Consider the following 25,878-nt stretch of genomic DNA (forward strand, 5'->3'; position numbering starts at 1 on the left):
ACGATGGAACACAGCGATACCACGACGAGCGAGTTTGATTCCTCACAGCCGCAACTATCCGACCCCGGCCAGTCGCGAACAACTACTCCGGTGCCAAGCACTCGGAGACGTCGTATCGTGACATGGCTACTGGTGCTGATCGTACTTGTCGTCGTGAGCGCCGCCGTGGTCAGCGGCGTCAGGAAAGGGAAAGCCGATGCTGCAAACAAGGTCGAACCTCCTCAGGTCGCCACCATCAAGACAGCTACGGCACGCCTCGGTCCGATCGGCTATTACGTCCAGGCCCTTGGCACCGTAACCCCGCTGGCTACTGTCAATCTTTACAGCCAGGTCAGTGGCCGCGTCATGGCGGTCAACTATGTCGAAGGGCAGATGGTGCATCGTGGCGATTCGCTAATCGAAGTCGACCCTCGCCCATACGAAGCGCAGTTGAAAGAAGCACAGGGCACGCTGCAGCGTGATCGAGGCGTGCTGGCGCAGGCAGAGATGGATCTTGTGCGCTACAAGGATGCGTCTGATCAGCAGGCGATCTCCCGGCAGACGTACGAGGACCAGGTCCAATTAGTCGAGCAGAGCCGCGGCACAGTTCAGAACGATGTCGGACAGGTTGAGTACGCCCAGGTCCAATTGAGCTATTGCCACCTGTCCTCTCCTATCAATGGACGTGTGGGACTTCGCCTGGTCGATCCCGGCAATGTCATATTTTCCGGCGGTTCAAACCCACTGGTCGTCGTCACTCAACTGGAGCCGATCACGGTCGTCTTCAATGTAGCGGAAGACGATCTGGATCAGGTGCGAAGCCAGATTCTGCATCGTAGTGCGCTCGCGGTCGATGTCTTTGATCGTTCGCAGCAGACAAAGATCGCATCTGGCAAATTGCTTACATTCGACAACCAGATTGACACGACGACTGGCACGGTACGTTTCAGGGGCCAGTTTGCCAATACCGATCTGCGACTCTATCCGAATCAATTTGTGAACGCCCGGTTGCTGGTCAAGACACTGCAGAACGCTGTGCTTGTTCCGACCGCCGCTGTACAGCGCAATGGCACACAGGCCTTCGTTTACATCGTCTCCGGCAATACCGTGAAGATTCGGAACATTGTGGAACTGACAAATGAAAATCAGGTTGCGGCCGTGACCGGGCTCAACCCTGGTGAAGTTGTGCCTACCACCGGCTTCGACAAGTTGCAAGACGGGTCTGCAGTCAAAGTTGAAAGCGCTCCTGCGCGGGAACAAGCAGCTAACCTAGAGGCTCAGGGCGGTCAGTCCGGGGGCAGCCGATGAACCCCTCAAGGATCTTCATCCTTCGGCCGATCGCCACAATTCTCCTCATGGCGGCGATCCTTATCATCGGTCTCGTTGCGTATACAACCTTACCGATCTCTGCGCTTCCCGAGGCTGACTATCCGACAATCCAGGTACTGACCTTCTACCCAGGTGCCAGCCCGCAGGTAATGAGTTCCGCCGTGACGGCTCCGCTTGAGCGCCAGTTCGGCCAGGTCGCCGGACTCACGCAGATGACCTCGACTAGTTCCGACGGAAGTTCGGTCATTGTGCTGCAGTTTGCACTCGATCTCAATATCGATGTAGCAGAGCAGGAAGTGCAGGCCGCGATCAACGCCGCACAGGGATATCTGCCCACCGATCTTCCCGTGCCGCCGGTGTATAGCAAATCCAACCCCGCCGACGCGCCGATCCTTACCCTTGCACTTACCTCGAAGACCTTGCCGCTCTCAAAGGTCGAAGACCTGGTTGACTCGCGGCTCGCTCCCAAGATTTCGCAGTTAAGTGGCGTCGGCCTGGTCACAATCAGCGGCGGTCAAAAACCCGCTGTACGCATACAGGCTAATCCTGTAGCGCTGTCATCATACGGCATTAATCTTGAAGATCTCCGCAGTGCGCTCACCAGCACCACCGCCAATACGGCGAAGGGCAGCTTCGATGGGCCAGCACAAAACTTCCAGATCAACGCCAACGATCAATTGCTCTCGGGCGATGGCTATCGCGATGTCGTTGTAGCTTACAAGAACGGCGCGCCGGTGATGTTAACGGATGTCGCAAAGATCCAGGACGGGATCGAAAACTCGAAGCTCGCCGGTTGGATGAATCAGACGCCAGCAGTCATCCTCAACATTCAGCGTCAACCTGGTGCCAACACGATTGCCGTCGTTGATTCGGTTGAGAAGCTCCTTCCAAAACTTCAGGCTGGTCTCCCAACTTCGATCAAGCTGACGATCCTTACGGACCGGAGCAACACGATTCGCGCCTCAGTCTCGGACGTGGAATTTGAACTGATACTCACGGTCGGATTAGTCGTGCTGGTTATCTTTGTCTTCCTGCGCAGCATGAAGGCAACACTCATCCCAGCCGTCGCCGTTCCACTATCGCTGGTTGGAAGCTTCTCGGTGATGCATCTGCTCGGCTACAGCCTCAACAATCTCACGCTGATGGCCTTCACGATCTCGACCGGGTTCGTCGTGGACGACGCGATCGTGATGATCGAAAACATCTCGCGCTACCTTGAGGAGGGCATGGAACCGATGGAAGCAGCGCTCAAGGGCGCAGAGCAGATCGGCTTCACCATCATCTCGCTAACTGTCTCACTCATCGCAGTACTTATCCCCCTCCTCTTTATGGGAGACGTCGTAGGGCGTCTATTTCGCGAGTTTGCCGTTACCCTAAGCGTAACAATTTTGATCTCGGCAGTCGTCTCACTCACGCTGACACCGATGATGAGCGCTCGTCTTCTTAAGCACACGCCGGAGGATCAGCAGAACCATTTTTACCAATGGACCGAAGATCGGTTCAAGGGCATTATTGCCGCCTACGGTCGCACTCTGAAATGGGTGCTGCAATATGAAACCGTCACACTTCTGGTCGCAGCCGCACTGTTGGCCCTGACGATCTTCCAATATATCGAGATCCCCAAGGGATTTTTTCCGGCGCAAGATACAGGCATAATTCAGGGCATCACCCAGGCTCCTGAATCCATCTCGTTCCCGGCCATGTCGCACAAGCAACAGCAGCTGGCAGAGGTCATCCTCAAAGACCCGGCAGTCTCAAGTCTCTCTTCGTTCATCGGAGCCGACGGTGTCAACACCACCCTGAACAGTGGACGCATTCAGATCAATCTCAAGCCGGTTGCCGAACGTCATCTCACGGCGACTCAGGTAATTGACCGCCTGCAAAAACATCTCGATCAGGTTCCTGGGATACATCTTTACCTGCAGCCTGTACAGGACCTCACGGTGGATGATCGTGTGAGCCGGACGCAGTATCAGTACGCTCTCGAAGACGCAGATGCCACGGAGCTCGATGCAATGACTGCGAAGATGATGACGGAGCTACGCAAGCTGCCGCAGATCACCGAAGTCGCGACGGACCAACAGAACAACGGTCTTAGCGTGCAGCTGAATTATGACCGACCCACGGCTTCGCGGCTCAATATTACGCCCGATCAGATCGATTCCACCCTTTATGACGCATTCGGGCAGCGGCAGATCAGCACCCTCTACACGCAGTCGAATCAATACCACGTCATCCTTGAAACCCTTCCAGACTTCCAGAAAAGCCCGCAGAAGCTCAAGGATATTTACATTCAGGGCTCCAGCAAGTCCAACTCAGGTTCGACCGCACAAAGCACCTCCGGCCGCACGTCTTCTTCCTCGAATGGCACTGTGAGCACGCTCAGCCCTTCTTCGAATACAGGGCTGAGTTTATCTTCACCGATCAGCACCCTTGTCAATAACACGACCAGCACGACGGGAAACAGTACCGCTGTCTCTTCCGGCAGCACGGGCCTGGGGACTGCCAGCTCAAGCTCCAATACGCTCTCTTCCTCGACTCCAACTACGGCCCTTTCCTCATCAAGTCAAAGCTCGTCGAGCAATCAATCTGCCAGCGGGACCTCCGGTTCCGGGTCTTCCTCCAATTCGTCCGCCTCGCTGGCAACCCCCGTTCCGCTCTCGGCGATCAGCAGCTTTACAACAACGGCTTCGCCGCTGACGATCAGCCATCAGGGACAGTTTCCAGTGGTCACCATCTCGTTCAATGTCGCTTCGGGATACTCACTCAGTCAGGCAGTAGATGCTGTCGAGAAGACCAAAGACAGGTTGAAGATGCCAGCCAGTGTCGACGGGAGCCTGCAAGGAACGGCTGCTGCCTACAAGACCATCGGTGGCAATGAAGCATGGCTCATTCTGGCTGCCCTGGTAGCCGTTTACATCGTGTTGGGCGTGCTGTACGAGAGCTTTATTCATCCCATCACGATTCTCTCCACACTGCCATCCGCAGGTGTCGGTGCGCTGCTCGCACTTCGGCTCTTTCATCAAGACCTCGATGTGATCGCCATTATCGGCATCATCCTGCTCATCGGCATTGTGAAAAAGAACGGCATCATGATCGTCGACTTTGCGCTCGACGCCGAACGCAATCGCGGCATGAGCCCTGAGGAGGCAATCTTCGAGGCTTCGCTGCTGCGCTTTAGGCCCATTCTTATGACGACACTTTGCGCCCTCTTCGCGGGTATTCCCCTGGCCTTCGGCTCGGGCATTGGTTCGGAGCTGCGACGCCCTCTTGGTATCGCCATGGTGGGCGGCCTGCTGGTCAGTCAGGTTCTTACCCTGTACACCACACCCGTCATCTACGTCTTCTTCGACCGGCTTGCGCAACGTTTCGCTCGCACGCCGAAACATACGTTCACGAATCCCCATCCGGCGGAGCAACCATGAATCTCTCAGCTATCTTCATCAGGCGGCCGGTCGCCACAATTCTGATGGTCATCGCGATTACTCTTGCCGGAGCCATCGCCTTCAAGGCCCTGCCGGTCGCGTCACTCCCGCAAGTAGACTTTGCGACCATCACCGTGGCAGCTACTCTTCCCGGCGCCAGCCCCGAGGTGATGGCTTCGTCAGTAGCGACACCCCTTGAGCGTCAGTTCGGCCATATCGCCGGCGTCACACAGATGACCTCCTCAAGCACTCTCGGCACCACAGGGATCACACTGCAGTTTGACTACAGCCGTGATGTCGATGGCGCAGCGCGCGACGTGCAGGCTGCCATCAATGCCGCCCGCACCTACCTGCCTTCGAATCTCCCCTCGAACCCGACCTACAGGAAAGTCAACTCTTCCGCTTTCCCTGCCGCCGTACTTTACATGACCTCGCCCATTCATACCAAGGGCGAATTGTTCGACACCGCCGCCTCCATCGTTCAGCAAAAGCTCTCCCAGCTTTCTGGCGTCGGGCAGGTCCAGGTCGTCGGAGGTTCGCTGCCCGCGGTCCGAATTGATCTCAATCCGCAGCAGCTCAACAGCTATGGCATTGGCACTACCGATGTCGCGCGGACTCTATCACTGCAGAACTCGAATCGTCCCAAGGGTCAAATCAGCGACGACTTCATCACGGCCGATATCAACGCCAACGATCAGATCATGAAGGCTAAGGACTACGCCCCGCTCGTCATTGGTACTAACACCAGCACGGGCGCAATCGTACATCTGAGCGATGTAGCGCAACTCTCTGACTCCACCCAGACCACACGTTCCGCAGGCTATGCGAACAGCCAACCTTGCGTGGTCCTCCTCGTCTATAGGCTTCCCAACGCGAACGTTATCAAGGTCGTGGACAGTATCAAGAAGGCGCTTCCGGGTATCAGCGCGTCCATCCCCGTCGCCGACAAACTCGAGATCGCCATCGACACCACGACTACCATCCGCGCCTCCGTCAAGGATGTTGAGACCACCATGGTTCTCTCCATCATCCTTGTCGTGGCAGTGGTCTTCATCTTTCTTCGCAGCCCCCAAGCCACGCTCATTCCAGCAGTGGCTGTCACGACATCGCTCATCGGCACCTTCGCGGGAATGTACCTTCTTGGCTATAGTGTCAACAATTTATCTCTCATGGCGCTCACCGTCTCTACCGGCTTTGTCGTGGATGACGCCATCGTCGTCATGGAGAACATTACACGCTTCATCGAAATGGGCTACTCCCCGTGGGAGGCATCGCTTAAGGGTGCACAAGAGGTCAGCTTCACCGTGCTCTCGATGAGTCTCTCTCTCATTGCCGTCTTCGTGCCTCTCCTATTCATGGGTGGTCTCATAGGGCGCCTCTTTCATGAGTTCTCGATGACTCTCTGCATCTCGATCGCGGTGTCGATGGTCATCTCTCTTACCGTGACTCCAATGATGTGTGTCTATCTATTGAAGCCGGCGGGCCCGGAGCAGCATGGCCGCTTCTATCGCATCAGCGAGGGCGCATTCACCGCGCTCCTTAGCGGGTATCGACGATCGCTTACCTGGACACTCAAGCATCCGATCTTGGTCATCCTCAGCCTCGTTGCGACGCTTGCCCTCAATGTGCTTCTACTGATCTACGTCCCCAAGGGACTCTTCCCAATGCAGGACACTAGCCTCATCTTCGGCGGTCTCCAAGGCTCCCAGGACTCATCATTTCCCTCCATGCGAGACTCCTTACTGGATGTGCAGCGCATCATCGGTGCTGACCCGGCCGTGCGTACCGTAGCGGGCTTTACAGGTGGTGGCGGGGGTGCCAGCAACAGCGCATTCGTCTTCCTCTCGCTCAAGCCCAAGAATCAGCGCGATGCCACTGCAGGCCAGGTCGTCGATCGACTTCGCCCCAAACTCGCCGCACTGACGGGAGCTTCAACATTTCTACAGGCCGCACAGGATATTGGCGTTGGCGGGCGTCAGAGTAACGCTCAGTACCAGTACCAGCTCTCAGGCGATACAGTCGACGATCTCGGCACCTGGGGCCCATTGCTGTACAAGCAGATGCTGAAGATGCCGCAGCTCAAAGATGTCACCACCGATCAGCAGAACGGTGGCCTCCAGATGCTGTTGAACTATGATCGCGCTACGGCCTCGCGCTTCGGCATTACGCCGCAACTGATCGATCAGTCACTCTTCTACGAGTTCGGTGAAGCCCCGGTGTCGACCATCTACACCTCGCTGAACCAGTACTACGTCGTTATGGAGGCTGCGCCGCAATTCTACCGCGATCCAACCACTCTCAACTCCACCTACATCCACTCGTCGGGACCGAAGTCCGTACCGCTGCAGGCCTTCACGAAAGCCCACGCAGCAACGTCTCCGCTCGCAGTAAATCACTCATCGTTCTTCCCCTCGGTGACGATCTCCTTCAATCTCGCCCCTAGCACCTCACTTGGCCAGGCGACCACGGACATCAACCAGATGCAGCAGCGAATCGGAACACCGCCTTCAGTGCGCAGCCAGTTCGCCGGAACAGCCCAGGCATTCCTAGCATCCTTGTCGACCGAGCCGATGTTGGTCATTGCAGCGCTGCTCTCCATCTACATCGTCCTCGGCGTGCTGTACGAGAGCTTCATTCATCCCATCACCATTCTCACCACGCTGCCGTCCGCAGGCGTAGGCGCGATCTTCGCACTGCTAATCTTTCATAGCGAATTCGATGTTATCTCCGTCATCGGTATCTTCCTGCTGATAGGCATCGTCAAGAAGAACGCGATTCTAATGATTGACTTCGCCCTTCTCGCAGAACGGGAACAGGGTATGAGCACCGAAGACTCGATCTTCGAAGCCGCCATGCTGCGCTTCCGGCCCATTCTGATGACCACCCTTGCGGCATTCTTCGGAGCGCTCCCGCTTGCCCTTGGTACCGGCACCGGTTCGGAGTTGCGCCGGCCTCTGGGTATCGCGATCTGCGGCGGACTCCTCTTCAGTCAAGTGCTGACGCTCTACACAACGCCCGTTATCTACCTCTACTTCGATCGTTTCAGCCAGTGGATGAGGCGTCGGCGCGGCATCAGGAACCCAGGCATCCCAAACCCTATAATTGCTAACCATCCAGCCAGTTAGGAAGCCAGTATGAGAGTCAAAAAGACACACAGACAAGATGTTCAAACACTCCCCTCCATGGCCATGCTGGCGATCGCGGCATGGATGCTGCTTCTTGAGGGATGTGTCGTCGGCCCACGCTATGTGGCCCCCGTCACCCAGGCGTCCCCAGCCTACAAAGAAACCTTGCCACAGCTATCGTCCGACGGCACTCCGTGGATTCCCGCCACACCCCAGGACACGACCCTGAGGGGCAACTGGTGGGAGCTTTATCAGGAGCCGGAACTCAATGCGTTGGAAGAAAAGCTCAACACCTCGAACCAAAATATTGCGCAGTCCTTTCAGAACTTCATGGCCGCCCGTGCCCAGGTCAAACAGGCGCGCGCTTCCTACTATCCAACTGTGAGCGTGGGCCCATCCTATACACGAGGCCGCACCTCCGGCGGCGAGGCAACGCAGATCGCCGGCATCAATCCAAATAGCAATGACTTCAGCTTGCCTTTCGATGTTTCATGGGAGCCGGACGTATGGGGCCGCATCCGCAACACCGTTCGCGAGTACGCCAACGCCGCCCAGGTAAGCGCCGCCGACCTCGCGAATGAACGTCTCAGCCAGCAGGCCAATCTGGCCGAATACTACTTCGAACTACGAGGTCAGGACGCCCTCATCGCCCTTTACGGAAGAACCGTCGCAGCCTATCGCGAGAATCTGAAACTGACCCAGGTACGCAGTCGAACTGGTGTGGATACAGAGCAATCGGTCGCCGAAGCGGAACTGAACCTCAAGAGCGCCATAGCCTCGACCACGAATCTCCGAATCGCCCGTGCGCAGTACGAACACGCGATCGCCCTTCTCACAGGCCAGGCTGCGTCCTCCTTTTCGATGCCCACACGTTCGCTCGAGACGGCCATTCCGGCGATTCCGCTCGGCGTCCCTTCGCAGATTCTGCAACGCCGGCCCGACATCGCAGCCGCCGAAAGGAGCATGGCCCAGGCCAACGCCCTCATCGGCGTCGAGACGGCGGCCTATTATCCAACCTTCAACATCGGTGGCGACGTCGGCTTGCAGAGCGCCACGATTGGCAAGCTGTTTACCTGGCCAAGCCGCTTCTTTTCAGTTGGCCCCTCGGCGTCTGAAACACTCTTTGATGGCGGCCTCCGTCGAGGGCTCCTCAATCAGTACAAGGCGCAGTATGAGGCCAATGCCGCCTCATATCGGCAGACCGTGCTTACTGCCTTTCAACAAGCCGAAGACTACCTCGCAGCCGCACGACTCCTGGGTCAACAGAGGAAAGAGCAGCAGGACGCCGTCGTGGCCGCACAGCGTTACTACGCCCTCTCCAACGTTCGCTACAAGACCGGCGTCGACACGTACCTCAATGTCTTCACCGCGGAGACAAGTCTCCTCAGCAATCAGCAGACAGGCATCAATATCTACGTCCAGCAACTCACTAGCACAGTGCAGCTGATCGAGGCACTCGGCGGCGGTTGGGACAACTCGCAACTTCCGTCAGAAAAGGCAGTCGCAGCAAAATAATCGAATAGCCAAACAGAAATGCTATGGACCTTGACCGCAGCAACCTGATCCGTGCCAAAATCGTCACCCATCCTCAACGAGTGACAAATCACCAATGCGCTCACGAGCGAAGAAAGATGCGAGTTCCTAAGAGATTGGAGACCGCCAGTACCGTGGGTACCGCCCACACTGTGCCCTAGAAGAGTGTCAACGGCGGCAGAGGCGCTTCCGCAACCGGGTCAAGGAGATGAGGGCCGTTACCATTGAGCTTCGCGATCTTCCACGCTTTCATCCCCTCTGCAGGATAGTTTCGTACGAGATCGACTGGTAGCTGCCCAGGACAGGAAACCCAACCAGCAGGCAATCGCAAGACGCAGAAGAGTTCGCACGGGTACTGTCGACTTATTGCATCCTTATGGATCTAAAGGCCTGCGGATGACACCTGCTAATCGGCTTCTTGGCAACGTCAGGAACAGCGGGCCCGACCTGTCGCGGAGAGCGGAGGGTGTGCGGAACGAACCCAATGTGATCTGCGCTGAAAAGCGATGGTACGGTTTACCGACTATGCTACGAATTCTGAATGGAAAGCCGGAAACGATGGCTGCCAGCGAGACTATACAGACTCTAGAGGCTTCGCTAAGCCGTTCATTTTGTTTGTTTTATGTTGATTCGAGGTTAGTTGCAAAGATATGGCGGTGGACGCAGTCCCGAGCGAACCCGTCTCTGGTTGCATCTCCCTGCTAACAGGGATTTTTACAGGGAATGACGCAAGAAAGAGGACTTCCTTGGGGCACCTTGGATCGTATCTCTCTATTGAGCAGCGGTTTAGTGACGTGAAGGCATTTGACGGAACAGGGAATGGATATCGGCGAACAGGGATTCACCTTCCCGTTGGTCAGATCTGTTCGGGCTACGCAGTTCTACAATTGCTCAGCAATGAGAATCACGGTGGCTTCTCTCTGGAGGTATCCCGTCAAGAGTATGGGCGGTGAGGAATTGCCTTCCGCGCTCTAACGAGTCACGGCATCTTGGGAGATCGGGAATACGCGTTTGAGAGCACCGGTGCCCAGCGAGGATGCTCCGAGTCAGTGGGAGTGAACGACGGGACCTGCTCCGCTACCGTGCATCCACGGGAGATACTGGAGTCATAGTTGTGAGCCCAGCGGGTTCGGTTCTCTCGGTACACGATACAAACCTTCTCCATGACTTACCCACTCTGCATACCTTGACTTTGACCCGGTCCTCGCTTCCACAGACAGACTGCCGTCCACTTGCTTTGATCTCAACGCAGACGATTCAGCACCTCTCGTCCGAGCTGGGCCACTTTCTTGCTGCACGTCGTTTTCGGGCAAACTTTTATCTTGATGCGCCTGCACCGTTTGCAGAAGACCGACTGGTAGGCAAAACGATCCGCCTGGGCTCGGATGCGGTCATTCGGCTCACCGAGCGGGATCCTCGTTGTCGTTTTATCACTCTCAACCCTGACAGTACCGAACCGTTCCCAGAGCTAATGTAGGTTCTCGACCGGCACCACCAAGGTCGCGCGGGCATCTATGCCGCGGTCGTCGAGACTGGAGTCGTTCGGCAGGGAGACGTTTGTCGCATTCTTTGCGCGGCCGCACGCTGAGCGGAGTACAGCTCTCATTTGCTTACGGCCTCCGAGACCAGTTCCGTTTTCTACACCGGGGGTTCAAATCCCCATTTGCCTCCATCCATGCCTATCCTAGCTCGATGAGCGCACTGCCCTGTCCGCAGACTGATATTCTCGGCATGACGTTCTTGTGGCCTGAAGGCGATGCGCGATCTCGAATTGATAGTTGCATCCCCCAGATAGACCTTCCGAGCCGCGAAGTTTTCTCTTGCTCCGCCGCTCTTAGCTGGATACAGTTCCTCCACATGGCATCTCCGGCTCCCAGCATCGGCGAACCCTTCGTCCCGCCGAGCTTGCCCCCTTGAGAAGGGATCAAAGCTGTGACGGCATCCGATCCGCTTCCTCCCATCCCGGTAGCTGATTCCATCGCGTCAGCAGACTCCACAGATTTTCAGGGTGCCGAGCGCAACGCTGTCGGCGACCACGCTACTGACGTTGACAGCTTGGGCTTCTCCCCATACGTCGAGGCCATTGCCGCCTTCCTCACTTCGCCTGCCACCGAACCGCCACTCACCATCTCCATCGAGGGAGAATGGGGCAGCGGCAAATCTTCTTTCATGCTGCAGCTGGAAAAAACCATCGCCGGCCCCTCACGCCGCGCCGTCTTCTTCAAGGAGTTGCCGACCGCGCTCTCAATAGCGGCGTTCGTGAGACCATCACGTTCAAGGTTGATCGAACGGGCGTAACGAGGGGCAACAGATATCAGTTCGCTTAGTTGATGCATTAGACCCCCGTCACAGCAGAATGCGTGTCCGCGTAATGAGTTCTCAACCATTGGAGGGAATCGATGATTCCTTCTTTGCGATATACCTGCTTCAATCCCGCTCCTTCTGTGTAGCTAAGGGCTCCACTGGTAGCGAAACTTAGTTGCTCAAGCCGTTCAATAAGGCTGTTCTCATCGAGCTTGAATACCGTCCCAGGACTATTCTGCGAGTATGCAATTTCACTAAACGCCAAGCTGGTTGCCGCAGAGCCAGTGCTCTCCCAGAACTGCATGAGACAGAACGCAAAGACATGATCACTCAACGTGCTCTTAGGGCCGCGACGAATCTTCAGCAGACTTGTTCCAGACATCTCCTCCAGAAGGTTTAGTTCCGTTAAAGGGCAATCGAGAGAGTCCTCAATTGCGCTTGTACGGTTTCCCCGTCCGCTAAGATACGTCCGTACAAATACCTCAATGTCACGCTTGAGGGTGCTTTCGCTAGGCACCGGCAGATTGATACGCCGGATCTCATCCTCAACACTCTGTAGAAGACCTTCACGTGTGAACTCGTTAGAGGGAAAGCGATTGAACGCCCATTGCCAAGTGGTGCTGCGTTCTGCATTCGAGATCAATAGCCAATGAAGCAGCCAGAGGGTATTTGGATCTTCTAAAAACGGATCGACACCAAAGGAATCATCACCATTACCAAACAGAAATTGCCCGAAGGCGGAAACCTGCATTGCGGTGCCTCGGCTCTTGGGCTCCTCTTGCAGAATCCCTGCTGCCAAACCCCAATGGCGAATCGAACGAACCATGTTTTTTCCGACACCAAGAGTGACGATTGCATCGTCTTTTCCAAAAACGCGCGGATCTGCCTTGACAGCATCGACGGCTTTCTTGAGCCAGGTGTACCGAAACACGAAAGTCTCATGGCCGGAGAACGAAAATGAATGCCCTGCTAGATCGAATGAACCCATCTCACATCCCTAACGGCAGCTGGAGCTGCCCTGCTTCCAGATCGTTCAGAAGCCGTTCGACTGCTACCCTCACAATCACTGATTTGTGCACCATCCGTTTTTTAGACACCGCAGCAAGCGCACTGCTGAGATCATCCGCTAGGTAAACCGTAAAAGGTTTACCCGTCCTTTTCACGGGCGGAATCGGGACAAGCTTTCGGGCTTTTCGGGTTGCCAAGATGCGCTCCGTAACAACATGTAATGACACGCATGTACACAGTATCCTTTTTAGGGATGTGGATGCAAAGATATCCCAAAACGAACCAGCGCAGGCATCAACCCCAGCGAGATGCGGAAACCACCTTGGATCAGCACCAAACGACACCCATAGCCCGCTACAGGACCGCAATGAAGCGGTATTCGCTTTCTCGCCCACTGGCACTCGCCGTCGCGCACCAAGTGATTTCGGCAGAGCGGAGTGTCTTCGATTATGGCTGTGGCAGAGGTGCTGACGTAAGCCTGCTACGGAAGGCTGGAATCAGGGCGGCTGGGTGGGACCCTTATTTCCATCCTGAGGAGCCAATCACTTCAGCGGATTGCGTCAGTTTGGGATACGTGCTCAACGTTATTGAAGACCCAAGTGAACGAGAGGTTACGCTAAAGAAGGCTTTTGAGCTGGCTGGAACGGTGCTAATAGTCGCGGTCCGAGTAGACCAAGCTCTCGACGATGCCGCTGAGTTTGCAGATGGCGTCCTCACGAAGGTTGGGTCGTTTCAAAAGCTCTACACCCAAAGCGAATTCAAGGAATACCTTCGAGCGATTCTGGGGCGGACACCCCAAATGTCGAGCCTCGGAATCGCATACGTCTTCAAGAACGAAGCAGTAGAAGCACAATACCTTGCTCAACTCTCTCTTTATCGTCCCCAGAGCTTCCGCGAAGAGGTACGAGCGGCGTTTTCGAAAGATAGAATCGCACAGCGGTACTTGGCCCTCACTCGTTCGCTGGGCCGGACGCCGTTACCCTCAGAGTTCAAGGCTTTCCCCAAGTTGCTTGACCGGTTCGGTTCGGTCCAACGAATCGAACGCATCGCATCTAGCTTGCTGGACTCAAATGTGCTGGCCTCTGCGCAAGAAGAGCGGAGGGTCAACATTCTGACCTACATGGCGATGTTGCGTTTGCAGGGGCTTACGCCACCGCCAATCAGAAGCCTTACAGACGAGGTTCAGGCCGATATCAAAATGCTGTGGCCGAGCTACAAAGCCTCAATACAAGCGGGGATGGATTTTCTCTTCGATCTCGGACGGCCAGGACGAATCCAGCAGGAATGCAAGCAATCGCCTGTCGGAAAGAAGTTGCCCGACGCCCTTTACATCCACCGATCCGCAGAAGATCAGCTATCTCCGTTGTTGCGGTTGATGATCCTCACGGCGCGACAGATCGTTGGCGAAGTCGAATACGATCTCGTGAAGATTGCTTTGGACGGGAAAAAGCTCTCTTTCCTTGCCTATAAGGAGTTTGAGGAAGTGCCTCATCCAACGCTCAACTACAGCGTGAAAATCTACCTCCCAACCGCCTCATACGACATTCGGAGCTACGTTGCATCTCTAAATCCTCCCATCCTGCATCGCAAGGAAACCTTCCTGGACCCTCTTCATCCTCGCTACGCGGATTTTGCGAGACTTTCTGCAAAAGAAGAAGCGTTGGGACTTCTTTCACGGACGGATATTGGTACTCGCAGGGGCTGGGAAGACCTTCTGAAGTCCAAAGGACTGCGTATCGACGGTGTAGACCTTATATCCGAAGGCGATGGTAGTCTCGGGGAACCCAATCTGGAGACAGCATGAACGTTGTTCAGCTTCAACGGTGGTCGGGTGAGCGACCTGCGCGGAAATTCGATTGGGAGACGGTATCCATTCAAGATGCCATGAGGCTTGAGGGGCCGTTTCGATGTCCTGAGTGCCGTCAGCCGGTTAGGCTTCACAAAGCTTCGCGTGACGGATCTAATCCTGCTCATGCTGAGCATAGAGTTGGCAGCACTACGTGTTCGCTTGCTTACCGCTTTGAGAATACAGCACCCGTATAAACTGATATACGTTTATCGCCTTATCATTTTGATCGCACTTTCGGCAGTTCATCCCATCGTGTCGTCCATCGAGGCGAGCGATGCTCTGCCCTGAGCTTCCAGGCTGCGTCCTTGGGACCGGCACCGAGGATGCGGACGGTATCGCGCCCGAGGGTGGAGTTGAGCTTGTCCATGGCTCTCCAGGCCCGTTCCCTCTTCTCACGATCCATCTCGCCCCATAAGGCTGGTTGCCGGATGGTTTCGGGCAGCAGCTCCGTAATCATCACGCCGCACTTCGAGTAGCGGAAGCCGTCGCGCCAGAGCCGTTCGCCCAGGCGCACGGCCAGGGCGACCACTTCCCCGGTGTCGTTGGTCGTCTCGGAGAACCGTGCCGATGCTCCATTCGAATAGAACGGGTCGTTGTTGAAGGTATTCGTGTGCATGAAGACGAAGATGTTTTCGGCGGCGACCTTGTACCGGCGCATCTTCTCCGCTGCTCAGGTGGCGTAGCTCGCGATGGCCTCGCGCATCTCCTGCCAGGACGTAACCGGAGCCCCGAAGCTGCGCGTAACGGCGATTCCCTTCCTGGTCGGCTCCGTCAGTTCGAGTGGCAGGCAGGAGATCCCGCGCAGCTCAAAGACCGTGCGGCCACCCGTCACAGTCATCAGCGCCCGCGCATTGTCCGGGTCGGGCGCGGCGAGGTAGCGGCCGTTGCCTCTGCGATTTTTTACCAGTTCAAATGGATAAACTGGTAAACGTTTATCAGGATAACCAGCAATCCAAAGTGTCGTCGATCCTTGTAGCCAAGCATCGACAAGTGACGCCAACACTCAGCCGCTCCAATAATCCCGCGGAAGAGCACCAAGGGTTAGCCGGCTTATTCTCCTTTATTTATCCGATCTCGCCGCAATCAAAAGTTTTTCGTTCAACGGGCCGCTCAAACCTCTAAATGGAAGCACTCTTGCCCCACGCTGCGTCTGATCGAGAAAGTCAGCCCAGTCCTGCATCATCTTGGAGCGAGGCTCAAGGTAGAGCGCATGATTATAGGCAGCACTCACTGCGTTGCGAGGAGCGTGCGCAAGCTGCAATTCGATGTGTTCATGACCGTAGCCGCGTTCGTGCAGGATGGTGGACGCCAGCCCTCTAAAGCCATGGCCTGTCATCTTCCCCTTGTAACCCATCCGCTCGAGAGCCTTAAGAATGGTGTTGTTGCTCATCGGTTTAGCTACGTTTCGGTCTCCGGGGAACAGCCAGTCGCTCCCTCCCGTCAACTCACGCAAGGTGTCAAGAATTTCGAGAGCTTGCCTTGCGAGTGGCACGACATGCGGTGTTCTCATCTTCATGCGATCGGCTGGAATGTTCCACCGGGCAGCTTCCAGGTCAAACTCTGACCAGGTTGCGCCGATTAGCTCACTGGTACGAACGAACGTCAGCGCGATCAGCTTGATCGCGAAGCGAGTGACGTGGGTTCCCGGATAAACCTCGATCTGCCTGAGGAGGTTCGGGAGTTCCTTAGCCTCTATTCGGGCGTAATTACTTTTCAGCGAGGCTTTGAGGATGTCCCGAGGGCGAACGTCAGTTGCAGGGTTGCGCTTGGCGTAACCATGGGCGATGGCATAGCGAAAGATCTGCCCGGTCGTCTCAAGGGCTCGCTTTGCAACATCCCGAGCGCCCCGTGCCTCAACTGCCCTGACCATTGCGACAATGTCAGGCGCCTCGATCTCCGTCATCTGGAGCAAACCCAAACTCGGCAAGATGTTCGCCGCTAGCCGCCTGCGCGTAGAGTCCACATGTCGAGGGCTCTTATCATCTTGCCAGTGTTCCACCCACTTCACCGAGACACTCGCGAAAGAGTTTTCACTCGAGATCTGCTCCGCGGACTTGCTGATCTTTCGTGCCGCCATGGGGTCCACGCCGGTCTCCAACAGTTTGCGACCTTCTGCGTGACGCTCTCAGGCCAACGCGAGCGTCACGGCGGGGTACTTTCCGAGCGCCATCAGCTTCTCTTTACCGTCGAAGTTGTAAGCCCAACGCCAAAGTTTGCCGCCGGATGGCGTGACCCAAAGATAGAGACTATGGCTATCGCTGACGCGATAAGCCTTTTCTGCCGCCTTGGCTTTACGCACTTCGGTATCGGTCAATCCCATTGAAAACCTCTAAAAGCGCGTTTTGAAAAGTACCCCCCGGAGGAAATCCACATACCCCCCAAAGTACCCCCGCAAGCGCTTGGCTTCCATCGTACGCTGTAGGACGGTAAAAACACTAAACCCCAGCGTTTGCTGGGGTTTGATGAGTTTCTTTGGATGTCTTTGGAAGACATAAAACAAGGTCATGGCGGAGAGTGGGGGATTCGAACCCCCGATAGAACTTTTGGTCCTATAACGGTTTAGCAAACCGCCGCCTTCAGCCACTCGGCCAACTCTCCGGCTGTTCTGTCCGGCTGCTGATTACGAATGCCGGGAACTTGCTGATTATAGCTTGGGGCAAGGTCATGAAGGCAAATCAGATAGATTTGTCTCTATAAATACATCTGTCTCATGAGCGAAGGAGCGAGGGTTGGAGCTTTCTGTCAGCACGACAGCCAGGCGCAAGATGCGCTTGTTACCCCTGATTGGCGCGACCTATTTCATGGTCTCTGGCGGGCCTTATGGGCTTGAGGACATCATTGGCAAGGCTGGTTACGGACGAGCGCTGCTGCTGCTGTTGCTCATCCCGCTGGTGTGGAGCTTTCCTACCTCGCTGATGGTCGGTGAACTGGCTTCGGCGCTTCCTGAAGAGGGTGGTTATTATCGGTGGGTTCGGCGAGGTTTGGGACGGTTCTGGGGGTTTCAGGAGGCCTGGCTCTCGCTTGCAGCCAGTGTGTTCGACATGGCGATCTATCCGGTCACGTTTGTGCTCTATCTTGGGCGAATTGCGCCCGCGTGGACGGAAGGGTATCGCGGGACGCTTTGGGCGCTTGCGGTGGTTATTGCTTGCGCGGTTTGGAACCTTTACGGGGCGAAGGCTGTTGGTGAAGGTTCGGTCGGGATGTTCTGCGTGTTGTTGGCTCCATTTGCTGTACTCGTCGCGGTTAGTTTGTGGCGAGCACTTACGGGAGTGCATGTTTCCGGCGTCGCTTCTGTGCCGATCGAGCGTGACATGGCTGGAGCTGTTTCGGTTGCGCTCTGGAACTACATGGGTTGGGATAATGCGTCGACCGTGGCTCAGGAGGTCGAGGAACCGCAGCGGAACTATCCTCGGGCGATGCTGATTGCGGCTTTGCTGGTCGCTGTCACGTATATTCTGCCGCTTGCTGCTGTGGCGTTAGCTGGGATTTCTGCGGACCGCTTTTCTACTGGAGCCTGGACTGACGCTGCGCGGACGCTCGCTGGACCTTGGCTTGCGCTTGCGGTGGTGCTTGGCGGCGCAATCAGTGGGTTTGGGATGTTCAATGCGCTTACGTTGAGCTATACGCGCGTTCCTTTTGCTCTTGCGGAGGAGGGTTTGCTGCCGCAGATCTTGACTCGGCGGACGTCGCGAGGAGTTCCGTGGCTGAGTGTTCTGGTTTGCAGCGCAGCCTGGGCGATGGCTTTGCGGTTCAGCTTTGAACGGTTGATCTCGATTGACCTGGTGCTTTACGGCGCTGCGCTGCTGCTCGAGTTTGTAGCGCTTGTGGTTTTGCGGGTTCGTGAGCCTGAACTTGTGCGGCCGTTTCGGGTTCCTGGAGGTGTTTCAGGAGCGGTCGTTTGCGGGATTGGACCGGCTTTTTTGATTGCGTTTGCGATGTGGGCTGCCCGGGGAGAGCGGGTTGCGGGATTGCCTGCGCTGGTCTTTGCGGGGCTGGTGGCTGCTTCCGGGCCGGTTGCTTTTGGACTGGCGCGCCTCGGTCAGCGACGGCGGGAGCGGGCGCTGGCTGGTGCTTCCTGAGAGGTACCGCCACCCCCCGTACTTGAAGTACGAAAGTCTTCAAAACAAGGGACTTAGAGGTGGACTAAGTACTCCCTCAAGTACCTCCAGAGTCTCAAAGTCTTGAGGCTGCTGGAGTTGACTCGGCGTGAGGTGCACTTTGTTTGAGGAGGCGGGGAGTTAATTACGTGATTAATATGGAGTGTGCCCGCAAGGCAGAGCCAAGGGCAACCGCAAGCTCTTCGACTTCGCCCAGGATGACAGGGTTGGGCAACGGGAACGAGCCGATGCTGGTGGCATCGGCTCGTTCGTTGTGAGATTTATGGGCCCGAACTACTCGATTGGGATTGGCTTTGGTTCGGGGTTGATCTTGTTGTCGATGAAGCGCTGCTGAGCTTCGACGACCTTGTTGCGGGCGAAGGAGGCGTCGCGCCAGCCTTTTACTTCGACGCGCTTGCCTTCAAGATCTTTGTAGATGGCGAAGAAGTGAGTGATCTCCTTGAGCATGTGGGGGTAGATCTCGGAGAAGTTCCAGACATCTTTGTAGCGGGGATTGCCCTTGCCGACGCAGAGGACCTTCTCATCGCCTAAGCCCTGATCGAGCATTTCGAGGAGACCAATGGGGCGGACTTCCATAACGCAGCCGGGAAAGCTGGGTGTATCGACGAGCACGAGGACATCGAGTGGGTCGCCGTCATCACCGAGCGTGCTGGGGATGAAGCCGTAGTCGCCGGGGTAGTGGACGGGCGAGTAGAGGTTGCGGTCGAGCCGGAAGACGTGGAGGTCCTTGTCGTACTCGTACTTGCTGATGCCCTCGCTGGGAATCTCGATCACACAGTTGACTACTTCGGGCGACTTTGGCCCAACGGGCAACTCAAGGTAATTCGGCATAAGGTCTGTAATCTCTCGTAACTAAAGATTGTTGGAGCTGGCGGGACCTGTCGATCCCGTGTTGCCATGCTGGTCCTCGTGGAACGCCATACAGTCCGTGGACGACTGGGGAGACGACGTATCGCGGGAAGAACAGGCCGCACACGTTTATAATCGGACACAATGAAGGCCCATGTCTATGTCACGCTCAAACGGACTGTTCTCGATGCCCAAGGCAAGACCGTCTCTGACGCTCTCCGTCGCATGGAATACAAAGGGGTTGCCGATGTTCGGCAAGGCAAGTACTTCCTGCTTACGCTCGAGGATGAACTCTCCGAAGAGGCGCACGAAAAAGAGATCGAGCGGATTGCACGCGAGGTTTTAACGAACCCTGTAATTGAAGAATTTACCTTCCGACTCGAGAAGTAACGACTGACGTCTGACCCTGTTGTACTGTCGTATACCTTCTGCCTTATGTAGCCTTCTGGTTGATCGTTGATGGATACGCTCTCTGGTGCTGTGTGCCGGGAACGCTCAATCGTGCAGGCGCAGTGCGCTTGTGGACATTCATTCATCACGATCGGGGATAATCATGCCGTTCCTTCGTAATACCTCATTGCTGTTCCTTTTCCTGGGATTGATGCTGTTCGAAGCGCCGCAAGTGCAAGGGCAATCCAGAATAACCGCCGACAAGGCAGCAGGACTGGATGCATTTGGCGGCTTTACCGGGCTCGATAACGATTACTATGGCCCGGACAAGAACTATGGCGTTACATTGGGCGGGGACTACACCCACTACATCAAGCGATTTCGTGGCCTGATCGTGCCCGCGTTTGAGGTTCGTGGAACCGTGACGCCGGGGGGAACAGTCGGCGAGCGAACACTGGAAGGCGGCCTGAAACTGGGAACGACCTTCCGCAGGCTGCAGCCTTACGGCGATTTCATGATCGGCAACGGGGTCATTACGTTTCCCCTGCCCGCCGTGGTGGAGCCGGGAGTGACGTATCGCACGCGAGATAGCTCTTTCCTTTACATCTATGGGGGTGGGCTGACGTACGATTTGGGACCGAGGCTGTCGCTTCTCGTGGACTATCAACGTCAGTACTGGGATCTTGGTAAGTCGGGAAGAACCACGCCGGACCGCTTCTACCCGCAGGCAGTGACTCTTGGCGTGCTGTATCGCATTCCTTTCAAAGCATATAAGACCCGATAGCCTGCCCGCCTCGGTGGTCTGAATTTGGACCGCGTGAAACGGGATTCATCCTGCCGTACTGTGGCTGCAGCATGGTGCTACGCTCGGTGTGTGGATACTTTTTTGTTGAATGCGAACGCACAGGCTGCGTCGGCGGTTGAGGTCGAGAGCGGCTCAAGCAGGTTTATCCGTGCGTGTCTGCGGCAGCCTGTGGACCGCACGCCAGTATGGTTCCTGCGGCAGGCGGGGCGGTATATGCCGGAGTATATGGCGGTGCGGAAGCATCATTCCCTGCTGGACATTTGCAGAACGCCTGAGATCGCTGCCGAAGTGACGATTACCGCGGCGGAGCGGCTGGGCGTTGATGCCGCGATCATCTTTGCCGATCTGCTGCTGCCGTTCACACCGATGGGGCTGGACTTCGAGTTTGTGGCCGGTGAAGGGCCGCAGGTGCATACGCCGGTACGGTCTCTTGAACAGGTTGAGGCGCTGCGAACGGATCGGGCGGATGAGCTTGGCTATGTGGCGCGGGCGATCGAGAAGGTATCGGCTCACTTCGCGGGACCGCGTGCCGATGGGGATACGCTAGGGATCATTGGCTTCTGCGGCGCGCCCTTTACGCTGGCGAGCTACATGATCGAAGGCGGCTCGTCGCGGAACTACATCGATACGAAAAAGATGATGTACTCGGGCGGCAGGGCATGGCCGCTGCTGATGGAAAAGTTGATTACGGTGTTGGTGGCGTTTGCGACACAGCAGGTGGAGGCTGGCGCCGATGTGATCCAGATATTTGATAGCTGGGCGGGTGCGCTGAGTGTTACGGACTATCGCGAATACTGCCTGCCAGCAACGACGGAGCTGGTGCAGCGGGTGCGGGCGCTTGGGGTGCCGGTAATCTACTTTGGCGTGGATACGGCTTCGATGCTGCCGGCGATGCGGGAGACGGGTGCGGATGTGCTGGGGTTGGACTGGCGGATTCCGCTGAGTGAGGGCTGGAAGGCTGTTGGGCCAGGATGCGGGGTTCAGGGAAATCTGGACCCAATTACCTTGTTTGCTCCGCAGGATGTGCTGAAGGCACGGGTGGATGAGGTGCTGCGTGAGGCGGCTGGGCGATCTGGGCACATCTTCAACCTTGGGCATGGAATTGTGCCGGGAACGCCGGTTGAGAATGTGATCGAAGTGGTGAAGTGGGTGAAGGAGTTCGCGCTATGAGTTCGCTCGTACAAACGGAGACGCCGGTCCTTCTGCTGGCTCATGGAACGCCGGATGTGCTGGGGGAGATGGCCGAGTACCTGAGCAAGGTGACGGGCGGGCGGCAGCTTCCGCAGAGTGTGGTGGAGGAGTTGCAGCATCGGTATGGTGAGATCGGCCTGGGGGAGACGCCGGGTGTGGAGCCTCCGCCGCTGACGAAGTGGACCCTGGCGCAGGGTCGGCTGCTGGGCGAGGCGCTGGGCGCGAAGGTGTACGTGGGGATGCGGAACTGGCACCCGTACATCGCCGACACGATCCAGCAGATGCGGGCAGATGGAGTGACAAAGTTCAAGGCGATCTGCCTGGCTCCGCAGAACTCGCGGACGAGTGTGGGACTGTATCGGCGGGCGATGCTTGAAGCTTCGCTCGATATGGAGAGCGAGTTTGTGGCTGGTTGGGCGGACAATCCTACGCTGGCGCTGGCGTTTGCGGATCGACTTTGGCCGCGGTGGGCGGAGGCGTGTGCGTCTACCGGGACGCGGGTACCGGTGCTGTTTACGGCGCATGCGGTTCCCTGCCGGACGATCATGTCGGGACAGGTGAGTACGGCGGCCAGCCCTTCGCAGCGACCGGGCGGGCCGGTGCCTGCGGATGGGATCCAGTACTACGGGGAGAGGACGGCTCCCGATCCTTACCCGGTGGAGTGCAAGCGGACGGCGATCCATGTGGCAGAGGCGCTGCGTCCGGTGGGGATGACGGATCGGGACTGGTACTTCGCGTTCCAGAGCCAGGGGATTGCCGGTGCTCCGTGGATTGGGCCGACGGTGGAGGATACGCTGAAGGCGCTGGCGGCGGAGGGGCACAAGGGCGTGGTGATGCAGCCGATCGGATTCCTGTGCGATCACGTGGAGATTTTGTACGACATCGATATTGCGTTCAGGGAGACGGCGCGGGAGTTGGGGCTGCAGCTTTGGCGTGCGGAGAGTCTGAACGACTCGCCGGTTCTGATTCGTGCGCTGGAGCAGGTGGCTACGGGCGCGTTTGCCGCGGATGTGGATGAGCGAGTGGTTCCGGAGTCTGTGACGGCTTGAAGCGCGTCGCCATTGTGGGTGGTGGGATCGCCGGGGTGACGGCTGCTTATGCGCTGGCCTCGTCGGGCGAGCCGGTCGAGGCTGTGCTGTTCGAGGCTTCGGGACGGCTGGGTGGGATCGTTGAGACGGTGCGGGAGCGGGGGTTCGTCATCGAGTGCGGGCCGGATGGTTGGGTGACGGAGAAGCCGTGGGCGCAGGAGCTGGCCGAGGAGCTAGGGCTTGGCGGCGAAGTGATCTCGTCCAACGACGCTACGCGGAAGACGTACATCCTGAAGAATGGCGCGCTGGTAGCGATGCCGGACGGTATGCGGATGATGGTGCCGGGCGACCTTGGGACCGTGGACGCCTCCTCCCTGTTCAGCGATACGGCGAAGCGGGCGTTCCACGAGGAACTGACGCGGACTGCGGAGTTGATGGCTTCGGCTCCGGAGAATGACGAGAGCGTGGCTTCATTTGTGCGACGTCACTTTGGGGATGAGGTGCTGGACACGGTGGGTGCTCCGCTGCTGAGCGGGGTGTTCGGCGGGGATGTTGAGACGCTGAGCGTGCGGGCTGTGATGGGGCCGTTCGTGGCGATGGAGCGGCAGTACGGGTCGCTGATTCGGGCTACGCGAGTGAGGGCTACAGCGGGAACGAGGCCGGTGTTTACGACGCTGCGGAGTGGGGTTGGGGCGCTGGTGGAGGGGATGGTAGCGGCGATTCCCTGCTCGTGGGTGCGGTTGGGGACGGCGGTAAGCTCCCTTACTCGGACGGGAGATGGCTGGAGCGTAGGGACTGCTGCGGGTGATGAGGAGTTCGATGTGGTGCTGCTGGCTGCGCCGGTAGATGTTGCGGGAGCGCTGTTGCGCGGGAGCGATGAACAGGCGGCTGAGTTGATGCGGATGGAGGCCAGTTCGGCGGTTGTGGTGGCGTTTGGATTTTTGGAAAGCTTTGTGTTGCCGGGTGGGTTTGGGTTCCTGGTGCCTCCAGGTGGCGCGGGCGACTCCCTGCTGGCGGCTACGTTTGTCGATCAGAAGTTCGATGGACGGGTACCGGAGGGTGGGCGGCTGCTGCGGGCCTTCTTCGGGGGGGCAGTTGGGGCTCGGCTGTTGGGGGCCTCGGATGAGGCGGTTACAGTGCTTGCTCGCGAGCAGTTGGAGAGGATTCTTGGGCCGCTGCCTGGGGCTGCTGTGACCGTGGTTCGGCGATGGCCGCGATCGTTGCCGCAGTACGCCGTGGGGCATCTGGAGCGAATGGCAGAGTTGGACGAACTTGTGCGCGGGATGGGCCGGATTTGGCTGCTGGGGAATGGGTATCGCGGGGTTGGGTTGCCGGATCTTATTCGGGATGCGCGGTCGGCGGTACGGGAGTGTCTCGGCTAGCTTCTTAGGAGAATGGGAAGGTTTGGGCTGACTCCCACGGGCCATTGCGGTAGCGCCAGAGGCTTAGGCCAGTGGCTTCGATCTGGCAAGAGGTGAAGGTGGCTTGAAGTTGTTGCAGGAGGAGCTTTGCGGCCTCGGCTGTGACTTTGTTCTGGACGACGATGTGGGGCTTGAATCGCTGGCGGTCCTGTGGGATCAGGTCGTCGGCGAAGGCAACGGCTAAGCGGCTGTGGAGTGCGAGGAGGGCCGAGCTCTCCAAGGTGTAAGCCAAACCTTTGCCGAGCGACCTGAGGCCTGTGACGTCTATCGGGAAGCTTGCGAGTGTGGATGCGCTAGCGAGTTCTTCGAGGACGTAACCCTTTTCCGGCAGGTTGTGGAAGAGGGTTACGTGGGCGTCGATGTAGTTGCGGTCGGATGGAAAGTGTTGCTGGCGCAGGTGATTGAAGTGCTCCTGGGAGGCCGGATCGAGTTGCAGGGAAAGGATGTAGCTCACGGCGACTAATCGGGGAACTGCCAGCTTACGAGAGTCTTGGCGAGGGTGGCGTGTCCTGTTGAAGGACCGCTTGTGGCCTTGGCCATGTCGGGGAAGGCAGCTTCTACCTCCGGGGTCTTGGCCCAGACCGGTACATCTTTAATGATGTAGCTGTAGATGACCTGAGTTTCGGGGAAGCCGCCTTTGGCGACGACGGGCGGCGTGAAGCTTTCGATGCCGGTGATTTCGCGGTGACCGTAGCAGAAGCGCGGGACGGCGCGAGCTCCCGTGGTGGTGGCAGTGTAGCGGCTGACGTGGATGCTGGGTTCCTGCGCGACGGTGAGGAGTTGCGCCTTGACGAGGGAGTTCATCTGCTTCGTCTTGTCGGGATCGCTGGTCTCGTAGGGGAAGCGCGGAGCATCCGGCATGAGGCACTCGGAGTGCTCAAGGTAGTGAGCGTTGAGCGCCTGGATGAAGTTATCGGGAGTGGCCGCTGTCTTCGAATGACAGCCTGCGAGCAAAAGCGCTACAAAGGCTACGGAAAGGGTTGCGCGTACATGGACCATGGTCTCTCCTGCTGGGCAATGGATGCCTGTGCTGTTATCTTCTCCTAATCTTGGATGCAGCCGAGCGTAGGCAAAGGGCGAAGCGTGCAAGGATGTGCCATTTGTGGATAATGGAGGGCATGATCCGGCCTTGTTTTCTTGTTATCGACCGTGAGTTCCCCGGCAGCATCTCGACCCGCAAACTGGTGATCGAGACTGCAAAGTTCAACGTGCTGACTGCATATAGCGGTGTGGAGGCGCGCGAGATGTTTGAGCGGTTTCCGGCCATCAACGGGGCGGTGCTGGACGCCGGGATCGAGGACGTACCGTGTGCGAGTCTCGTTCACGAGTTCAAGATCAAACGACCGTCCATGCCGGTGATCATGATTGGGGCGCCCGGGAGCATGGATTGTCCTGAGGCTGACTATCGGCTGGAATCGTTTCTGCCTTCGAAGCTGCTGGATATTCTCAGAAGCCTGATGCCGAAGGAGACAGAGATCATTGAGCAGCGCAATGAAGATCTGAGCCGGGAGCAGTTGAGCTAGA

24 protein-coding genes and 1 tRNA gene are annotated in these 25,878 nt (G+C 57.3%); 14 read left to right on the plus strand and 11 right to left on the minus strand.

Annotation, left to right across the window (positions count from 1 at the left end):
- Window positions 1-3: 3 nt before the first annotated feature.
- The 5 genes from OHL20_RS05480 (at window position 4) to OHL20_RS25175 (ending at window position 10,868) form a co-directional block, all read left to right on the plus strand.
- Entirely contained in the window at window positions 4-1,287 is a 1,284-nt protein-coding gene (locus OHL20_RS05480; protein WP_263382196.1) for an efflux RND transporter periplasmic adaptor subunit, read from the plus strand.
- Window positions 1,284-4,733 (plus strand): efflux RND transporter permease subunit, encoded by a 3,450-nt coding sequence (locus tag OHL20_RS05485; RefSeq protein ID WP_263382197.1) that lies wholly within the window; start codon window positions 1,284-1,286, stop codon window positions 4,731-4,733. Before OHL20_RS05480 ends, OHL20_RS05485 begins: the two co-directional genes overlap by 4 nt.
- Window positions 4,730-7,858, plus strand: a complete 3,129-nt coding sequence (locus OHL20_RS05490; protein ID WP_263382198.1) for an efflux RND transporter permease subunit — start codon at window positions 4,730-4,732, stop codon at window positions 7,856-7,858. Before OHL20_RS05485 ends, OHL20_RS05490 begins: the two co-directional genes overlap by 4 nt.
- A 9-nt stretch (window positions 7,859-7,867) precedes the next feature.
- On the plus strand, window positions 7,868-9,373 hold the full coding sequence (locus OHL20_RS05495) for an efflux transporter outer membrane subunit (RefSeq protein WP_263382199.1): 1,506 nt from the start codon (window positions 7,868-7,870) through the stop codon (window positions 9,371-9,373).
- Between the two features lie 1,054 nt (window positions 9,374-10,427).
- The gene (locus OHL20_RS25175; RefSeq protein ID WP_396271675.1) at window positions 10,428-10,868 is read left to right on the plus strand and encodes an MOSC domain-containing protein; all 441 of its coding nucleotides are present in this window, start codon (window positions 10,428-10,430) and stop codon (window positions 10,866-10,868) included.
- Here the strand turns inward: OHL20_RS25175 and OHL20_RS05500 are convergent.
- Window positions 10,860-10,997, minus strand: a complete 138-nt coding sequence (locus tag OHL20_RS05500; protein WP_263382200.1) for a hypothetical protein — start codon at window positions 10,995-10,997, stop codon at window positions 10,860-10,862. The two genes, OHL20_RS25175 and OHL20_RS05500, sit on opposite strands and share 9 nt — an antisense overlap.
- Before the next feature lie 326 nt (window positions 10,998-11,323).
- Here OHL20_RS05500 and OHL20_RS05505 point away from each other — a divergent pair, with 326 nt between their 5' ends.
- Window positions 11,324-11,689 carry a P-loop NTPase fold protein gene (locus OHL20_RS05505; protein WP_263382201.1) on the plus strand — a complete coding sequence of 122 codons (366 nt, stop codon included), beginning with the start codon at window positions 11,324-11,326 and terminating at the stop codon, window positions 11,687-11,689.
- Window positions 11,690-11,726: 37 nt separating this feature from the next.
- Here the strand turns inward: OHL20_RS05505 and OHL20_RS05510 are convergent, their stop codons facing one another.
- A complete protein-coding gene (locus OHL20_RS05510) occupies window positions 11,727-12,683 on the minus strand; it encodes a DUF4007 family protein (protein ID WP_263382202.1) in 957 nt (318 codons plus the stop codon).
- 1 nt (window position 12,684) lies between these two features.
- Window positions 12,685-13,104, minus strand: a complete 420-nt coding sequence (locus OHL20_RS25180) for a ribbon-helix-helix domain-containing protein (RefSeq protein ID WP_396271678.1) — start codon at window positions 13,102-13,104, stop codon at window positions 12,685-12,687.
- Between OHL20_RS25180 and OHL20_RS05515 the strand changes: the two genes are divergently transcribed.
- A complete protein-coding gene (locus OHL20_RS05515) occupies window positions 13,026-14,507 on the plus strand; it encodes a DNA phosphorothioation-associated putative methyltransferase (protein ID WP_263382203.1) in 1,482 nt (493 codons plus the stop codon). The two genes, OHL20_RS25180 and OHL20_RS05515, sit on opposite strands and share 79 nt — an antisense overlap.
- A gap of 262 nt (window positions 14,508-14,769) precedes the next feature.
- Here OHL20_RS05515 and OHL20_RS05520 read toward each other — a convergent pair whose 3' ends face one another.
- The 5 genes from OHL20_RS05520 to OHL20_RS05540 form a co-directional block, all read right to left on the minus strand.
- On the minus strand, window positions 14,770-15,210 hold the full coding sequence (locus OHL20_RS05520; RefSeq protein ID WP_263382204.1) for a DUF4113 domain-containing protein: 441 nt from the start codon (window positions 15,208-15,210) through the stop codon (window positions 14,770-14,772).
- Window positions 15,211-15,222: 12 nt separating this feature from the next.
- Window positions 15,223-15,552 (minus strand): hypothetical protein, encoded by a 330-nt coding sequence (locus OHL20_RS05525; protein ID WP_263382205.1) that lies wholly within the window; start codon window positions 15,550-15,552, stop codon window positions 15,223-15,225.
- A gap of 60 nt (window positions 15,553-15,612) precedes the next feature.
- Window positions 15,613-16,629: a tyrosine-type recombinase/integrase gene (locus OHL20_RS05530; protein WP_263384953.1), complete on the minus strand. Its 1,017-nt coding sequence runs from the start codon at window positions 16,627-16,629 to the stop codon at window positions 15,613-15,615.
- Between the two features lie 48 nt (window positions 16,630-16,677).
- Window positions 16,678-16,872: an Arm DNA-binding domain-containing protein gene (locus OHL20_RS05535; RefSeq protein ID WP_263382206.1), complete on the minus strand. Its 195-nt coding sequence runs from the start codon at window positions 16,870-16,872 to the stop codon at window positions 16,678-16,680.
- Between the two features lie 185 nt (window positions 16,873-17,057).
- Window positions 17,058-17,150, minus strand: a tRNA-Ser gene (locus tag OHL20_RS05540).
- 167 nt (window positions 17,151-17,317) lie between these two features.
- Here OHL20_RS05540 and OHL20_RS05545 point away from each other — a divergent pair.
- Window positions 17,318-18,631 (plus strand): APC family permease, encoded by a 1,314-nt coding sequence (locus OHL20_RS05545; protein ID WP_263382207.1) that lies wholly within the window; start codon window positions 17,318-17,320, stop codon window positions 18,629-18,631.
- A gap of 312 nt (window positions 18,632-18,943) precedes the next feature.
- Here OHL20_RS05545 and OHL20_RS05550 read toward each other — a convergent pair whose 3' ends face one another.
- Window positions 18,944-19,501, minus strand: a complete 558-nt coding sequence (locus tag OHL20_RS05550) for an inorganic diphosphatase (RefSeq protein WP_263382208.1) — start codon at window positions 19,499-19,501, stop codon at window positions 18,944-18,946.
- 162 nt (window positions 19,502-19,663) lie between these two features.
- Between OHL20_RS05550 and purS the strand changes: the two genes are divergently transcribed.
- The 5 genes from purS to hemG all read left to right on the plus strand — a co-directional run bounded on the left by purS (window position 19,664) and on the right by hemG (window position 24,315).
- Entirely contained in the window at window positions 19,664-19,909 is a 246-nt protein-coding gene (gene purS / locus OHL20_RS05555; protein ID WP_263382209.1) for a phosphoribosylformylglycinamidine synthase subunit PurS, read from the plus strand.
- 163 nt (window positions 19,910-20,072) lie between these two features.
- A complete protein-coding gene (locus OHL20_RS05560; RefSeq protein WP_263382210.1) occupies window positions 20,073-20,693 on the plus strand; it encodes a hypothetical protein in 621 nt (206 codons plus the stop codon).
- A 102-nt stretch (window positions 20,694-20,795) separates the two neighbouring features.
- Complete coding sequence (hemE, locus tag OHL20_RS05565) at window positions 20,796-21,884, plus strand: uroporphyrinogen decarboxylase (protein WP_263382211.1); 1,089 nt, start codon at window positions 20,796-20,798, stop codon at window positions 21,882-21,884.
- On the plus strand, window positions 21,881-22,954 hold the full coding sequence (locus OHL20_RS05570; RefSeq protein ID WP_263382212.1) for a ferrochelatase: 1,074 nt from the start codon (window positions 21,881-21,883) through the stop codon (window positions 22,952-22,954). Before hemE ends, OHL20_RS05570 begins: the two co-directional genes overlap by 4 nt.
- On the plus strand, window positions 22,951-24,315 hold the full coding sequence (gene hemG / locus OHL20_RS05575; RefSeq protein WP_263382213.1) for a protoporphyrinogen oxidase: 1,365 nt from the start codon (window positions 22,951-22,953) through the stop codon (window positions 24,313-24,315). The genes OHL20_RS05570 and hemG overlap by 4 nt, the downstream gene beginning before the upstream one ends.
- Before the next feature lie 4 nt (window positions 24,316-24,319).
- Here the strand turns inward: hemG and OHL20_RS05580 are convergent, their stop codons facing one another.
- Together OHL20_RS05580 and OHL20_RS05585 are read right to left on the minus strand one after the other, a co-directional pair.
- Window positions 24,320-24,808: a 2'-5' RNA ligase family protein gene (locus tag OHL20_RS05580; RefSeq protein WP_263382214.1), complete on the minus strand. Its 489-nt coding sequence runs from the start codon at window positions 24,806-24,808 to the stop codon at window positions 24,320-24,322.
- Between the two features lie 5 nt (window positions 24,809-24,813).
- Complete coding sequence (locus tag OHL20_RS05585) at window positions 24,814-25,353, minus strand: hypothetical protein (RefSeq protein ID WP_263382215.1); 540 nt, start codon at window positions 25,351-25,353, stop codon at window positions 24,814-24,816.
- Between the two features lie 119 nt (window positions 25,354-25,472).
- On the opposite strand from OHL20_RS05585, the gene OHL20_RS05590 reads away from it, so the two are divergent.
- Window positions 25,473-25,877: a response regulator gene (locus OHL20_RS05590; RefSeq protein WP_263382216.1), complete on the plus strand. Its 405-nt coding sequence runs from the start codon at window positions 25,473-25,475 to the stop codon at window positions 25,875-25,877.
- Window position 25,878: the final 1 nt, after the last annotated feature.

The organism is Granulicella arctica, from assembly GCF_025685605.1.
GTDB lineage: Bacteria > Acidobacteriota > Terriglobia > Terriglobales > Acidobacteriaceae > Edaphobacter > Edaphobacter arcticus.

What these genes read in the sequence shown, in the direction of transcription:
- OHL20_RS05480 (WP_263382196.1), top strand. Translation starts at nt 4, where the DNA reads ATGGAACACAGCGATACCACGACGAGCGAGTTTGATTCCTCACAGCCG.
- OHL20_RS05570 (WP_263382212.1), top strand. Translation starts at nt 21,881, where the DNA reads ATGAGTTCGCTCGTACAAACGGAGACGCCGGTCCTTCTGCTGGCTCAT.
- OHL20_RS05510 (WP_263382202.1), bottom strand. Translation starts at nt 12,683, where the DNA reads ATGGGTTCATTCGATCTAGCAGGGCATTCATTTTCGTTCTCCGGCCAT.
- OHL20_RS05560 (WP_263382210.1), top strand. Translation starts at nt 20,073, where the DNA reads ATGCCGTTCCTTCGTAATACCTCATTGCTGTTCCTTTTCCTGGGATTG.
- OHL20_RS05495 (WP_263382199.1), top strand. Translation starts at nt 7,868, where the DNA reads ATGAGAGTCAAAAAGACACACAGACAAGATGTTCAAACACTCCCCTCC.
- OHL20_RS05550 (WP_263382208.1), bottom strand. Translation starts at nt 19,501, where the DNA reads ATGCCGAATTACCTTGAGTTGCCCGTTGGGCCAAAGTCGCCCGAAGTA.
- OHL20_RS05485 (WP_263382197.1), top strand. Translation starts at nt 1,284, where the DNA reads ATGAACCCCTCAAGGATCTTCATCCTTCGGCCGATCGCCACAATTCTC.
- OHL20_RS05490 (WP_263382198.1), top strand. Translation starts at nt 4,730, where the DNA reads ATGAATCTCTCAGCTATCTTCATCAGGCGGCCGGTCGCCACAATTCTG.
- OHL20_RS05530 (WP_263384953.1), bottom strand. Translation starts at nt 16,629, where the DNA reads ATGGCGGCACGAAAGATCAGCAAGTCCGCGGAGCAGATCTCGAGTGAA.
- OHL20_RS05545 (WP_263382207.1), top strand. Translation starts at nt 17,318, where the DNA reads ATGCGCTTGTTACCCCTGATTGGCGCGACCTATTTCATGGTCTCTGGC.
- purS (WP_263382209.1), top strand. Translation starts at nt 19,664, where the DNA reads ATGAAGGCCCATGTCTATGTCACGCTCAAACGGACTGTTCTCGATGCC.
- OHL20_RS05535 (WP_263382206.1), bottom strand. Translation starts at nt 16,872, where the DNA reads ATGGGATTGACCGATACCGAAGTGCGTAAAGCCAAGGCGGCAGAAAAG.
- OHL20_RS05590 (WP_263382216.1), top strand. Translation starts at nt 25,473, where the DNA reads ATGATCCGGCCTTGTTTTCTTGTTATCGACCGTGAGTTCCCCGGCAGC.
- OHL20_RS05500 (WP_263382200.1), bottom strand. Translation starts at nt 10,997, where the DNA reads ATGAGAGCTGTACTCCGCTCAGCGTGCGGCCGCGCAAAGAATGCGACA.
- OHL20_RS05585 (WP_263382215.1), bottom strand. Translation starts at nt 25,353, where the DNA reads ATGGTCCATGTACGCGCAACCCTTTCCGTAGCCTTTGTAGCGCTTTTG.
- OHL20_RS25175 (WP_396271675.1), top strand. Translation starts at nt 10,428, where the DNA reads ATGCTCCGAGTCAGTGGGAGTGAACGACGGGACCTGCTCCGCTACCGT.
- OHL20_RS05520 (WP_263382204.1), bottom strand. Translation starts at nt 15,210, where the DNA reads ATGCGCCGGTACAAGGTCGCCGCCGAAAACATCTTCGTCTTCATGCAC.